We start from the raw sequence: 11,876 nt of genomic DNA on the forward strand, positions 1-11,876 counted from the left end.
GGGTTCCTGTTGTGCGAACAAGGCGAAAAACAAAGGCTAGTGCGGCAGCTCAAGCTCAGGATCAATCTTGTGCAGTGCGTCGGCAAAACGTTGGCGAATGCGCTCCAGCGCCGCCTGGTTGCGGCCTTCGAAGCGCAGTACCAATACCGGTGTGGTGTTTGAGGCGCGGCACAAGCCCCAGCCGTCGGGGTAGTCCACGCGGATACCATCGAGCGTCGTCTTGACGCCATCTTCGCCGAAGTCGCCTTCCCGGGCCAGCTTTTCCACCAGGTCAAACTTGTTGTCGTCGGTGACGTCGATGTTGATTTCAGGCGTGCCGATATCTTGGGGGAAGCGGGCAAAGAAGGCGTCGGCGTCGAGGGTTTGGCGCGACAGGATTTCAAGCAGGCGCGCCGCGCCGTAAAGGCCATCGTCGAAGCCCAGCCAGCGTTCCTTGAAGAAGATGTGGCCGCTCATCTCGCCGGCCAGTAGCGCGCCGGTTTCTTTCATGCGCGCCTTGATCAGGGAGTGACCGGTGCGCCACATTTCTGGTGTGCCGCCGGCGTTGGCAATCACCTTGGCCAGGTTGCCGGTGCACTTCACATCGTAAATCACCTGCGCGCCAGGATTGCGCTGCAGCATGTCCTCGGCGAAGGCCATCATCAGGTGGTCGGGATAGATCATTTTGCCCAGCGGGGTGACCACGCCCAGGCGGTCGCCGTCGCCATCGAAGGCCAGGCCGATATCGGCGCCGCTGCGCTTTACCTCGTTGATCAGATCCTCAAGGTTCTCGGGTTTGCCCGGATCCGGGTGGTGGTTGGGGAAGGTGCCATCGATCTCAGCGAACAGCGGAATGGTGTCCACACCCAAGCGGCTGATCAGTGCCGGGCCGAGTTCGCCGGCCACACCGTTGCCGCAGTCCACCACCGCCTTGAGTGGGCGGGCCAGGCTCACATCGCTGAGAATGCGTTCGAGATAGGCCTCGCGCACGTCAGCCTGGCTGACACTGCCGTTGCCCTCGCTCAGGTCACCTTGCTCTAGGCGGCGATGCAGGTCTGTGATGGCCTCGCCGGACAGAGTTTCACCGGCCAACACAATCTTGAAGCCGTTGTAGTCTGGCGGGTTGTGGCTACCGGTGACCATCACGCCGGACGTGGTGCCGTCGAGAATGTGCGTGGCAAAGTACAGCACCGGCGTCGGTACCATGCCGATATCTATCACGTCGCAGCCGGCGGCGTTCAGGCCGCGGGTCAGGGCAGCCAGCATGCGCGGGCCAGACAGACGGCCGTCACGGGCCACCACAATGCGTGATTCGCCACGTGCCAGCGCTGCGCTGCCGATGGCGCGACCAATGCCTTCCACGCCGGTATCGGTGAGGGTGTCATCAACGATGCCGCGAATGTCGTAGGCGCGGAAGATCGATGCGGGCGCGGGGCTTGCTGGGGTCGCTGTCATGGAGTTGTCCTGAGGTTGGGCGAGTGCCATCGGGCGAAGTGTAAAAACTGGTGTCAGTGGCGGCCAGAGCTGCCAAAGCCGCCGCCGCCGCGGTGGCTGGTTTCGAAGTTATCAACGACCTCAAGGGTGGCCTGTACTACGGGTACCAGTACGTACTGGGCCAGCCGTTCGAAGGGTTCCAGCGTGAAGGTAGTAATGCCGCGGTTCCACACCGAGATCATCAACTCGCCTTGGTAATCAGAGTCGATCAGGCCCACTAGGTTGCCTAGTACGATGCCGTGTTTGTGGCCCAGGCCCGAACGGGGCAGGATCATGCCGGCCAGTCCCGGGTCTGCAATATGGATGGCGAGGCCGGTACGCACCAGCTGGCAGTCGCCCGGTTCCAATGTTAGCGGGCCGTCCAGCAGGGCGTGCAGGTCCATGCCGGCTGAGCCGTCGGTGGCGTAGCGGGGTAGAAACTCTCGGGCGCGCTCATCGAGCAACTTGACGGCGAGGCGCGGGCGTTCGGTTGACGTCGGCATAGTCGGATATATCCTGAAGACGAAATCAGTGGCTGTTGATGCTGTGCTGGCTGAGGGCATGATGAATGATGGCTCGGGCCAGCTCGATCTTGGGTTGGGGTGGCAGCTCCTGGCGGCCTTCTCTGCCCTCCATGTCACGCCACAGCAGCAACGCCGCGTTGTTGTCGCCGCCAAAGCCGAGTCCGACCAGCGACACGTCGTTGCCCACTACCATGTCGAGGTTTTTTCGTGTCAGTTTGTCCCGGGCATAATCCTCAAGGTCGCGTGTTTCGGCGGCAAAGCCCACGACATAGGGTCGGCCCGGACTACGGGCCCGCCCAGCGATGGCAGCAATGATGTCAGGGTTCTTGACCAGGCGCAGCGTCAGGCTGTCCTCATCGGCACGTTTCTTGAGCTTGTGCTCAGCGGGCGTCTCGGCGCGGTAGTCCGCCACCGCAGCGCAGCCGATGAACACATCGGCGCCATTGGCCAGCTGCTCGGCGGCTTCGGCCATCTGAACAGCAGTTTCTACGTCCACGCGCTGCACGCCGGGTGGCGTGGTCAGGCTCACTGGGCCGCTGATCAACGTGACCCTGGCTCCTAGCTCGGTGGCGGCGGTGGCTAGGGCGTAACCCATCTTCCCCGAGCTGTGATTGGAGAGATAGCGCACCGGGTCTAGTGGCTCGCGGGTCGGGCCGGCAGTAATCACGATGTGCAGTCCGCTGTTTGACGAGGCGACGGCGGGGGTAGTGGAAGTGCTGGTTGCATCAAACAGTGCCGCACAGATGGACTCTGGCTCCAGCATACGGCCCGGGCCCACGTCGCCACAGGCTTGCTCGCCGCTGTCTGGTCCCAGCAGCTGCCAGCCGTCTTCGCGCAGCTGTTCGGCGTTACGGGCGGTAGCTGGGTGCGCCCACATGGCCTGGTTCATGGCGGGCGCCATGATTTTTTGCGCCGGACTGGCCAGGCACAGGGTAGTCAGCAGATCGTCGGCGTGTCCCTGAGCCAGCCGTGCCATCAGGTCCGCAGTGGCAGGGGCAACCAGGATAATCTCGGCCCAGCGCGCCAGCTCGATATGCCCCATGCCGGCTTCGGCTTCAGGGTCCAGCAGCGAAGTTCGTACCGGCTCGCCGCTCAGCGCCTGAAGTGTCAAGGGTGCAATGAAAGCCTGGGCACCCTGGGTCATTACCACGCGCACCTCATGACCGCCTTGTTTGAGCAGGCGAGCCAGCTGGGCGGACTTGTAGGCGGCAATACCGCCGCTGATGCCGAGCAGGATGCGACGGCCAGAGGCTGATGACATGGCAGTATCCCAGAGGAATTCAAAGCGGCTAGCTTACCATTTGGCGCGGGCCTTGCGTAGCCACCGCCCTGCTGGGTGCAGGACTATCACAGCTAATCTGGTCTTCGGGCTGACCGTCGACAGGTCTGCGCCATGTCACCCTGCAATTGCCCGCGTTGTGTGAGAGGTGTCTACACTGTAGGTGGAAGCGCATGGAGTGGTGTTGTTACAGGCGGTGGGGCACGGCAAGGAGGCCGAGATGTCGATACGAGACTGGCCGGAGGGCGAGCGCCCACGGGAAAAGCTGTTGTTGCTGGGGTCTGAGGCGCTGTCGGATGCCGAGCTTCTGGCGATCTTTCTGCGTGTGGGGGTGAAAGGGCGCTCAGCGGTGGACCTGGCCCGGGACCTGTTGCTTGAGTTTGAGGGGTTACGCGGCTTGCTGGAAGCTGACCGCAAACGCTTTTGTGCGGCTCATGGCATCGGCGAGGCCACCTATGTGCAATTGCAGGCGGTGCTTGAAATGTCGCGCCGTCATCTGGCCTGCCAGCTGTCACGCGGTGATGCGCTGACATCGCCGGCACTGGTGCGGGCTTATCTGGCATCACGACTTCGCCACCTGGGGCATGAAGAATTCGCCGCGCTCTTTCTGGATACCCAGCATCATGTGCTGCGCTTCGAGTCGCTGTTTCGCGGCACCCTGGACAGTGCGTCGGTCTACCCGCGAGAGGTGGCAAGGCGTGCGCTGGATCTTGGCGCCGGGGCGATCATCTTTGCGCACAACCACCCTTCCGGAGTGGCTGAGCCGAGCGATGCCGACCGGCGCATCACCGAGCGCTTGAAGGAGGCGCTAGGACTATTTGATATCCGGGTTTTGGACCACTTTGTGATTGGTGATGGTGAAGTGGTGTCTTTTGCTGAGCGAGGCCTGCTATAATACCGCTCGATTGCTTGTCAGGCCCGGCCGTCTCTGGTATAAAGTGCAGCCTTTGAATTCCCTTGGGTCAAATTACACGGGATTGTCCCGGTTTGCCCGACAGGTTTTGAACACTAGCAGGTAGCGATACCTGGCCAAGCGGTTGGAGGCTCTCATGTCCAAAGTATGTCAGGTTACCGGCAAGCGCCCGGTAACTGGTAACAACGTTTCACACTCCCAGCGCAAGACGCGTCGTCGTTTCTTGCCGAATCTTCACCAGCATCGTTTCTGGGTGGAGTCAGAGAATCGCTTTGTCAAGCTGCGCGTCTCTTCCAAGGGGATGCGGGTAATTGACAAGAAGGGCATTGATGCAGTGCTCAGCGACCTTCGCAAGCGTGGCGAAAACGTCTAAGCGTTCGTTCAGGGAGAAGACTCATGCGTGACAAGATCAAGTTGGTGTCCAGTGCCGGTACCGGCCATTTCTACACCACCGATAAGAACAAGCAGAACACGCCGGACAAGCTGGAATTCAAGAAGTACGACCCGGTGGTTCGCAAGCATGTAATGTACAAGGAAGCTAAGATCAAGTAAGCCGCTTTTTGCGGTAGCTTGGATCGCTTCTGCCGCAGGCCCAGGCCTGCTCAGGAACCCGGCCGCTGGTCGGGTTCCTGCGTCTGGAGCTGTACCTCATTCATGCCTGAAGTGCCCTAATGCCTGAATTGCCTGAAGTCGAAACGACGCGTCGCGGCATCGCGCCCCATGTGGAAGGGCGCGAGGTGTGCGAGGTGCTGGTGCGCCAGTCGAGATTGCGCGTGCCGGTGCCGGCGGATCTGGTCGACCGGCTGGTAGGGGCTCGCCTGGGTGAAATCGGCCGGCGCGCCAAGTACCTTCTGATACCGGTGGTTGGTCAGGGGGCTCTGTTATGGCACCTGGGTATGTCCGGCAGCCTGCGTATTGCACAGCTCGGTGAGCTGCCAAAAAAGCACGACCATATCGACTTGGTGCTCGATAACGGCATGATACTTCGCTATCACGACCCGCGACGTTTTGGCTTTGTCGACTGGCTCGAAGGTGATGCGATCACCGACCGGCGACTGGCGCGCCTTGGCCCCGAGCCATTGTCCGACGCCTTCGACGGTGAGTTGCTGTATGCGCTGTCCCGAGGCCGGAAGCTGGCGGTCAAGCCGTTCGTCATGGATAACGCCGTGGTGGTGGGCGTGGGTAATATCTACGCCGCTGAGGCGCTGTTTATGGCCGGTGTTGACCCGCGTCGCGCCGCCGGGCGAATTTCCCGTGAGCGCTATGCGCAGCTGGCGGGAGCAATTCGTGACGTGTTGGCCGCGGCGATTATTCAGGGCGGCACCACTCTGCGAGACTTCGTCAGTGGCACCGGCGAGCCGGGCTATTTTGCTCAGCAGCTCAATGTCTATGGTCGGGATGGCCAGCCCTGCCGGCGCTGTGGTGCCGAGCTACGGCTGGTAACGCTGGGCCAGCGGGCCAGTGTGTACTGTGGCGAATGCCAAACTTGACCAGTAGTGGTTTCAGCAATTATCAAAGCCCCGCGCTAACTGCCTCAATGACTCTGCGAGACCTATCATGACCCAACGCACCCTGCGCCTGAAAAAAGACGCCGACCGTCGCCTCAAGCACGGTCACCTGTGGCTTTACTCCAATGAAGTTGATATTGCCGTCACTCCGCTCAAGGGCTTTGTGCCTGGCGAACAGGTGATTGTAGAAGCGGCCAATGGCAGGCCCATGGGCGTTGCCTACGTCAATGGCCAGTCGCTGATCTGCGCGCGCCTGGTGTCTCGTGACCCTGGCATGATGCTTGACCGCTCACTGTTGGTACATCGCCTGAAGCAGGCGCTGTCGCTGCGCCAGCGGCTGTTCGACAAGCCGTTCTATCGGCTGGTGAACGGTGAAGGTGATCTGTTGCCGGGCCTGATTGTTGATCGCTACGATGATGTGTTGGTCCTGCAGCTGAATACTGCGGGCATGCAAGTTCTGCTGGAGCCGCTGTTGGATGCGCTGGATAAGGTGGTATCGCCAGGCTGCGTGGTGCTGCGTAACGACACTGGGGGCCGGCGACAGGAAGGTCTGGAGCTCGGTGTTGAGGTAATCAAGGGCAAGCTACCCGAGCAAGTGCTGTTGGAAGAAAACGGCGTGCGTTTCAGCGCGCCGGTGCTGGATGGCCAGAAGACCGGCTGGTTCTATGATCACCGCAGCAACCGCGCCTGGCTCAACGGCCTGGTGGCCGGCAGGCGGGTGTTGGATGTGTTCAGTTACATCGGTGGCTGGGGCGTACAGGCCGCCGCCAACGGCGCCCGTGAGGTGCTGTGTGTGGACTCCAGCGCCAGGGCGCTCGATCAGGTGGCGGCCAACGCCACACTTAACGGCGTGCAGGCGCAGGTGTCGGTCAGCCAGGGCGACGCCTTTGAGGTGCTGGCCGCGCTCAAGGCAGAAGGCGAAGAATTTGATGTGATCGTTGTCGATCCGCCGGCTTTCATCAAGAAACGCAAGGATATTCCCGCCGGCGAGCGCGCCTACAGCAAGCTCAACCGTGAAGCGATGCGCCTGCTTGGCCGCGATGGTCTGCTGCTGTCGGCGTCCTGCTCGATGCACCTGTCCCAGGAAAAGCTGATCGACGTGGTGCGTGGTGCTTCCCGTCATCAGGATCGCCATGCCCAGCTGCTGTTCCAGGGTTACCAGGGGCCGGATCACCCCGTGCACCCGGCGATTCCCGAAACTGCCTATCTCAAGGCGCTGGGCGTGCGCGTTTTTCGTGACTGATGCTTAACTGACGGCCATGCTAGGCCCGTTGTCATGCCTGGTGCAGATATTTGCACGGGCGAAATGGAGAGCAGCCTTTATGTGTTGGGACCTGCCTTCCCCTTTTGTGATTGAGCTTTTGGTCGAGTCATCGGCCATTGACCATTTCGGGCATGCCAACAACGCCCAGTACCTGCGCTGGATAGAGCAGGTGAGCTGGGCACATTCCGCCGTGCTGGGCCTGGACTTGGCCCGTTACCGCGAGCTGGACCGTGCCATGGTGGTGCATCGCCATGAGCTCGACTACCTAGCACCAGCGCTTGAGGGTGACCGGCTGCAGTTGGCCACCTGGATCGTTGCCTGCGACGGACGCCTGACCCTGAACCGGCGCTTTCAGCTGCTTCGACCTGCTGATGGCCGTACGCTGCTGCGGGCACGTACCCGCTTTGCCTGCATCGCGATTTCCAGCGGGCGGGCGCGACGTCTGCCTGCTGAGTTCAGACAATGCTATGGGCGCGTTCTGGTGAGCGAATAGCCTTGCCCTGCGGATGCGTTCGCCATGGCCTGGGTGGCGGGGTACCATATCAGTCATTCTAACGTCAGTCAGAGCTCTGCCTTCATGACCGTATTATCCGACAAGTCCCGTGTGCTCACGGGCATTACCACTACCGGCACACCCCATCTGGGCAATTATGTGGGGGCTATTCGTCCGGCCATTCAGGCCAGCCAGGACCCCGGCGTCCAGTCCTACTACTTTCTGGCCGACCTGCATGCGCTGATCAAGTGTCAGGACCCCAGGCGGGTGCAGGAGTCGCGCCTGGAAATTGCTGCGACCTGGCTGGCGCTGGGCCTGGATACCGACAATGCCATTTTTTATCAGCAGTCGGATATTCCCGAAATCCCCGAACTGACCTGGATGCTTTCCTGCGTCTGCGCTAAGGGCCTGATGAATCGCGCTCATGCCTACAAGGCATCGGTGGCCGAAAACGAGGAAGCAGGCAATCAGGATCCTGATAGAGGCGTGACGATGGGACTTTTCGGCTACCCTGTATTGATGGCAGCGGACATTCTGATGTTCAACGCCAACAAAGTGCCGGTGGGGCGCGATCAGATTCAGCACATTGAAATGGCCCGTGATATTGCCGGACGTTTCAATCACCTGTTCAAGAGCCAGTATTTTACGCTTCCCGAAGCACTGGTGGATGAGCAAACTCAGGTGCTCAATGGTCTGGACGGGCGCAAGATGTCCAAGAGCTACGACAACACCATTCCATTGTTCGCCAGCGAGAAAAAGCTGCTCAAATTGGTGCGCAAGATCAAGACCAACTCGCTGGAGCCCGGTGAGCCTAAGGATGCCGACAGTTGCACCCTGTTTCAGATCTATTCAGCCTTTGTTGATGACGGGCAGCGCGCCGAGATGCGCCGTGAATATGAAGATGGCATCGGTTGGGGCGCCGCCAAGGATCGTCTGTTCGAGGTGCTCAACGCGCATCTGCGCGAACCCCGCGAGCGCTATAACGCGCTGCTGGAGGATCCGGCCCATATTGAGCAGGTACTCCAGGCAGGTGCGCAGCGTGCACGTGACGAGGCGGCGCCGACCATGGAGCGGTTGCGAAAAGCCGTTGGTTTAGGACGCTTCAGCGATCTTTGAGACCCACAGGTCATGGGGCGATAGCCCAGCTGGAAGTATGGGCAAGGCGCTGGCATGTTAGAGTACAGTTTTCGTATACAATAATTGTCTTGGTCCGCAACACTCAGACACAGGAATAGAGAAACAATGGCTATCGATCCCAAGCGTCCACTCTACGTTCCCTATGCTGGGCCAGCCCTGCTTGAAATGCCGCTGCTCAACAAGGGTAGTGCTTTTACCTTTGAAGAGCGCCTCGAGTTCAACCTGGTGGGGTTGCTGCCGCAAACAGTTGAAACCATTGAGGAGCAGCTGGAGCGAGTCTATCGCCAGTATCAGCAGTGCCAGACGGCACTTGATCGTCATATTTACTTGCGTGCCATTCAGGACGATAACGAGACACTTTACTATCGGTTGGTTTCCCAGCATCTTGAAGAAATGCTGCCGGTCATCTACACGCCGACTGTCGGCCAGGCCTGTGAAGAGTTCTCGAACATTTACCGTAACCACCGTGGGCTATTCATTTCTTACGCCGACCGTGAGCGTATTGACGATATCCTGCACAGTGCCACCAAAGACAATGTCAAAGTCATTGTTGTGACTGACGGCGAGCGCATTCTGGGGCTAGGGGATCAGGGCATCGGCGGCATGGGAATTCCTATCGGCAAGCTGGCGCTGTATACCGCCTGTGGTGGTATTAGCCCGGCCTATACGCTGCCAATCACGCTGGATGTGGGTACCAACAACCAGACGCTGCTCGATGATCCGATGTATATGGGGTGGCGCCATCCAAGGGTGGCCCAGGAAGATTATGACGCCTTCCTCGACGAGTTCATTGCCGCGGTCAAGCGGCGCTGGCCGAATGTGCTGCTGCAGTTTGAAGACTTCGCCCAGGCGAATGCCATGCCGCTACTCGAACGTTACCGCGACGAGCTGTGCTGCTTCAACGATGATATTCAGGGCACCGCCTCGGTGTGTGTCGGCACGTTGATGGCGGCGTGTCAGGCGCGTGGCGAGACCATGGCCAACCAGCGGGTGGTGTTTGTCGGGGCGGGCTCTGCCGGCTGTGGTATTGCCGAGCAGGTGATTGTGGCCATGCAGGCTGAAGGCCTGACAGAAGCGCAGGCGCGCGAGCGGGTTTACATGGTCGACCGCGAAGGTCTAGTCACCAGTGAGCAGACTTGGCTGTATGACTTTCAGCGTAAGCTGGCCCATAAGCCGGAGTCTGTTGCCGATTGGAACGGCCAGGGGCTTTTGGAGGTCGTCAAGCAGGTCAAGCCTACGGTGCTGCTCGGGGTCTGTGGCCAGGGCGGTATCTTTACCGAACAGGTGATTCGCACCATGCATACGGGCTGTTCCTCGCCACTGATAATGCCGCTCTCGAACCCGACCTCACGCGCCGAAGCCATTCCGGAGGATGTGATCCGCTGGACCGATGGCCAGGCCATGGTCGCAACCGGCAGCCCTTTTGAGCCGGTGGTGTATGAAGGGGAAAGCTACCCCATCGCCCAGTGCAACAACGCTTATATTTTCCCTGGTATCGGCCTAGGGGTGGTTGCTTCCGGTGCCAGCCGAGTGACAGATGCGATGCTGATGTCGGCGTCCCGTGCGCTGGCCCGTGAGGCGCCGATTCTCAAACCTGACGTGCCGGGCGGCGCTTTGCTTCCACCGCTGCGCGATATACGGGAGCTGTCTGCATCGATTGCCTTTGAGGTTGCTGCCCAGGCAGAACAGGAGGGGGTGGCCCTCAAGACTAGCGGGCACGAGCTGCGCGATGCCATCGAGCGTAACAGCTGGGTGCCGAGTTATCGGGCCTATCGTCGCCGGGCGTTCTGAGAAAGCGCCTCTGGAGCTTTGGAGTATCGATGAAAAAACGCCCTGCCGGTTTGAACTGCAGGGCGTTTTGCTTGGCTGTGACTCTGTACAGCAATAATCATCACCTGATGGCCTGCCAGGACAGGCTATCAGGTATGCGGCTTACGCTGCGCCGATCATCTTGCGCAGCACATAGTGCAGTATGCCGCCGTGGCGATAGTATTCCAGCTCGTTGGCAGTATCGATGCGGCATAGCGCTTCGATGCTCTGCTCACCTTTGTCGCTCTTGATGGTCACCTTGACCTTGCCACCAGGGGTGAGTGAGGACAGTCCCTCGATGGAGATCTGCTCGTCGCCGGTCAGGCCGAGGCTCTTGCGGTTGTCGCCATCAGCGAACTGCAGCGGCACCACGCCCATGCCGATCAGGTTGGAGCGGTGGATGCGCTCATAGGACTCAGCAATCACCGCACGTACGCCCAGCAGGAGTGTGCCCTTGGCGGCCCAGTCACGGCTTGAGCCACTCCCGTATTCCTTGCCGGCAATCACTACCAGCGGAGTGTTTTCTTCCTGGTAGCGCATGGCGGCGTCGTAAATCGCCATTTGCTCGCCAGAAGGTACGTGGCGCGTCTCGCCGCCTTCCACGTCGCTAAGCATCTCGTTTCTGATGCGCACGTTGGCGAAGGTGCCGCGCATCATCACTTCGTGGTTGCCGCGCCGTGAACCATAACTGTTGAAGTCGATCGGCTTGACGCCACGCTCCTGCAGATAGCGCCCGGCCGGGCTGTCAGGCTTGATGGAACCTGCCGGTGAGATGTGGTCAGTGGTCACCGAGTCGCCCAGTAGGGCAAGAATCCGAGCATCCTTGACGTCTTTGATCTCGTCCGGCGTTCTGCCCATACCGGCGAAGAACGGTGGATGTTGGATATAAGTCGACTTTTCTGACCATTCGTAGACCTTGCTGTCCGGCACCTCGATGGCCTTCCAGGTCTCGTCGCCGTCGAACACCTCGGCATATTCCTTGCGGAACATCTCGGTGTTGACCAGCTCGACCGCTTCAGCGACTTCTGACTGGCTGGGCCAGATGTCTTTCAGATAGACCGGCTGGCCATCTGTGCCGGTGCCAATTGGCTCGCTGCTCAGATCCCGGCGCATGTTACCCGCTAGGGCGTAAGCCACCACCAGCGGCGGAGAGGCCAGCCAGTTGGTTGGGCTCAGTGGATGAATGCGGCCTTCGAAGTTACGGTTACCGGATAGCACTGAGGCCACGGTCAGGTCGCCATCTACAATGGCTTTCTCAATTGGTTGGGCCAGCGGGCCGGAGTTACCGATACAGGTGGTGCAGCCGTAGCCCACTAGGTTAAAGCCCAGCTGGTTGAGGTCATCCTGCAGACCTGCCGCTGCCAGATACTCGGTGACCACCTTGGAGCCGGGCGCCAGTGACGTCTTGACCCAAGGCTTGGTTTTCAGGCCTTTCTTGAGGGCGTTACGCGCCAGTAGGCCGGCGGCCATCATCACGCTCGGGTTGGAGGTGTTGGT

12 protein-coding genes are annotated in these 11,876 nt (G+C 60.3%); 8 read left to right on the top strand and 4 right to left on the bottom strand.

Annotated features, from left to right (window positions below):
* Positions 1–36 precede the first annotated feature (36 nt).
* Genes ACTH3D_RS04785 through coaBC form a run of 3 tightly spaced genes read right to left on the bottom strand, consistent with a single transcriptional unit; the run spans position 37 to position 3,237 of the window.
* Positions 37–1,434, bottom strand: a complete 1,398-nt coding sequence (locus tag ACTH3D_RS04785; protein ID WP_441665800.1) for a phosphomannomutase/phosphoglucomutase — start codon at positions 1,432–1,434, stop codon at positions 37–39.
* Between the two features lie 53 nt (positions 1,435–1,487).
* The gene (dut, locus tag ACTH3D_RS04790; RefSeq protein ID WP_441665802.1) at positions 1,488–1,955 is read right to left on the bottom strand and encodes a dUTP diphosphatase; all 468 of its coding nucleotides are present in this window, start codon (positions 1,953–1,955) and stop codon (positions 1,488–1,490) included.
* A gap of 25 nt (positions 1,956–1,980) precedes the next feature.
* Positions 1,981–3,237 carry a bifunctional phosphopantothenoylcysteine decarboxylase/phosphopantothenate--cysteine ligase CoaBC gene (coaBC, locus tag ACTH3D_RS04795; protein WP_441665804.1) on the bottom strand — a complete coding sequence of 419 codons (1,257 nt, stop codon included), beginning with the start codon at positions 3,235–3,237 and terminating at the stop codon, positions 1,981–1,983.
* Positions 3,238–3,475: 238 nt separating this feature from the next.
* Here coaBC and radC point away from each other — a divergent pair, with 238 nt between their 5' ends.
* The 8 genes from radC (at position 3,476) to ACTH3D_RS04835 (ending at position 10,361) form a co-directional block, all read left to right on the top strand.
* Complete coding sequence (gene radC / locus ACTH3D_RS04800) at positions 3,476–4,150, top strand: RadC family protein (RefSeq protein WP_441665822.1); 675 nt, start codon at positions 3,476–3,478, stop codon at positions 4,148–4,150.
* A gap of 154 nt (positions 4,151–4,304) precedes the next feature.
* Entirely contained in the window at positions 4,305–4,541 is a 237-nt protein-coding gene (rpmB, locus tag ACTH3D_RS04805; protein WP_441665806.1) for a 50S ribosomal protein L28, read from the top strand.
* A gap of 23 nt (positions 4,542–4,564) precedes the next feature.
* The gene (gene rpmG, locus ACTH3D_RS04810; protein WP_027965975.1) at positions 4,565–4,720 is read left to right on the top strand and encodes a 50S ribosomal protein L33; all 156 of its coding nucleotides are present in this window, start codon (positions 4,565–4,567) and stop codon (positions 4,718–4,720) included.
* Between the two features lie 119 nt (positions 4,721–4,839).
* Entirely contained in the window at positions 4,840–5,658 is an 819-nt protein-coding gene (mutM, locus tag ACTH3D_RS04815) for a bifunctional DNA-formamidopyrimidine glycosylase/DNA-(apurinic or apyrimidinic site) lyase (protein WP_441665808.1), read from the top strand.
* A gap of 67 nt (positions 5,659–5,725) precedes the next feature.
* Positions 5,726–6,919 carry a class I SAM-dependent rRNA methyltransferase gene (locus tag ACTH3D_RS04820; RefSeq protein ID WP_441665810.1) on the top strand — a complete coding sequence of 398 codons (1,194 nt, stop codon included), beginning with the start codon at positions 5,726–5,728 and terminating at the stop codon, positions 6,917–6,919.
* Between the two features lie 79 nt (positions 6,920–6,998).
* The gene (locus tag ACTH3D_RS04825; protein ID WP_441665812.1) at positions 6,999–7,433 is read left to right on the top strand and encodes an acyl-CoA thioesterase; all 435 of its coding nucleotides are present in this window, start codon (positions 6,999–7,001) and stop codon (positions 7,431–7,433) included.
* An 84-nt stretch (positions 7,434–7,517) separates the two neighbouring features.
* A complete protein-coding gene (locus tag ACTH3D_RS04830) occupies positions 7,518–8,549 on the top strand; it encodes a tryptophan--tRNA ligase (RefSeq protein WP_441665814.1) in 1,032 nt (343 codons plus the stop codon).
* A 126-nt stretch (positions 8,550–8,675) separates the two neighbouring features.
* Positions 8,676–10,361, top strand: coding sequence for an NAD-dependent malic enzyme (locus tag ACTH3D_RS04835; protein ID WP_441665816.1), 1,686 nt, complete (start codon positions 8,676–8,678; stop codon positions 10,359–10,361).
* A gap of 141 nt (positions 10,362–10,502) precedes the next feature.
* Here the strand turns inward: ACTH3D_RS04835 and acnA are convergent.
* Positions 10,503–11,876, bottom strand: a 1,374-nt coding sequence (acnA, locus tag ACTH3D_RS04840) for an aconitate hydratase AcnA (RefSeq protein WP_441665818.1), incomplete at its 5' end; no start/stop codon positions are given.

This window comes from Halomonas sp. (assembly GCF_052095765.1).
Lineage (GTDB): Bacteria > Pseudomonadota > Gammaproteobacteria > Pseudomonadales > Halomonadaceae > Halomonas.

Bases quoted from the DNA above. Each gene is read 5' to 3' on its own strand.
- rpmB (WP_441665806.1), top strand. From the start codon at position 4,305: ATGTCCAAAGTATGTCAGGTTACCGGCAAGCGCCCGGTAACTGGTAAC.
- ACTH3D_RS04785 (WP_441665800.1), bottom strand. From the start codon at position 1,434: ATGACAGCGACCCCAGCAAGCCCCGCGCCCGCATCGATCTTCCGCGCC.
- ACTH3D_RS04825 (WP_441665812.1), top strand. From the start codon at position 6,999: ATGTGTTGGGACCTGCCTTCCCCTTTTGTGATTGAGCTTTTGGTCGAG.
- dut (WP_441665802.1), bottom strand. From the start codon at position 1,955: ATGCCGACGTCAACCGAACGCCCGCGCCTCGCCGTCAAGTTGCTCGAT.
- coaBC (WP_441665804.1), bottom strand. From the start codon at position 3,237: ATGTCATCAGCCTCTGGCCGTCGCATCCTGCTCGGCATCAGCGGCGGT.
- mutM (WP_441665808.1), top strand. From the start codon at position 4,840: ATGCCTGAATTGCCTGAAGTCGAAACGACGCGTCGCGGCATCGCGCCC.
- rpmG (WP_027965975.1), top strand. From the start codon at position 4,565: ATGCGTGACAAGATCAAGTTGGTGTCCAGTGCCGGTACCGGCCATTTC.
- ACTH3D_RS04835 (WP_441665816.1), top strand. From the start codon at position 8,676: ATGGCTATCGATCCCAAGCGTCCACTCTACGTTCCCTATGCTGGGCCA.
- ACTH3D_RS04820 (WP_441665810.1), top strand. From the start codon at position 5,726: ATGACCCAACGCACCCTGCGCCTGAAAAAAGACGCCGACCGTCGCCTC.
- radC (WP_441665822.1), top strand. From the start codon at position 3,476: ATGTCGATACGAGACTGGCCGGAGGGCGAGCGCCCACGGGAAAAGCTG.
- ACTH3D_RS04830 (WP_441665814.1), top strand. From the start codon at position 7,518: ATGACCGTATTATCCGACAAGTCCCGTGTGCTCACGGGCATTACCACT.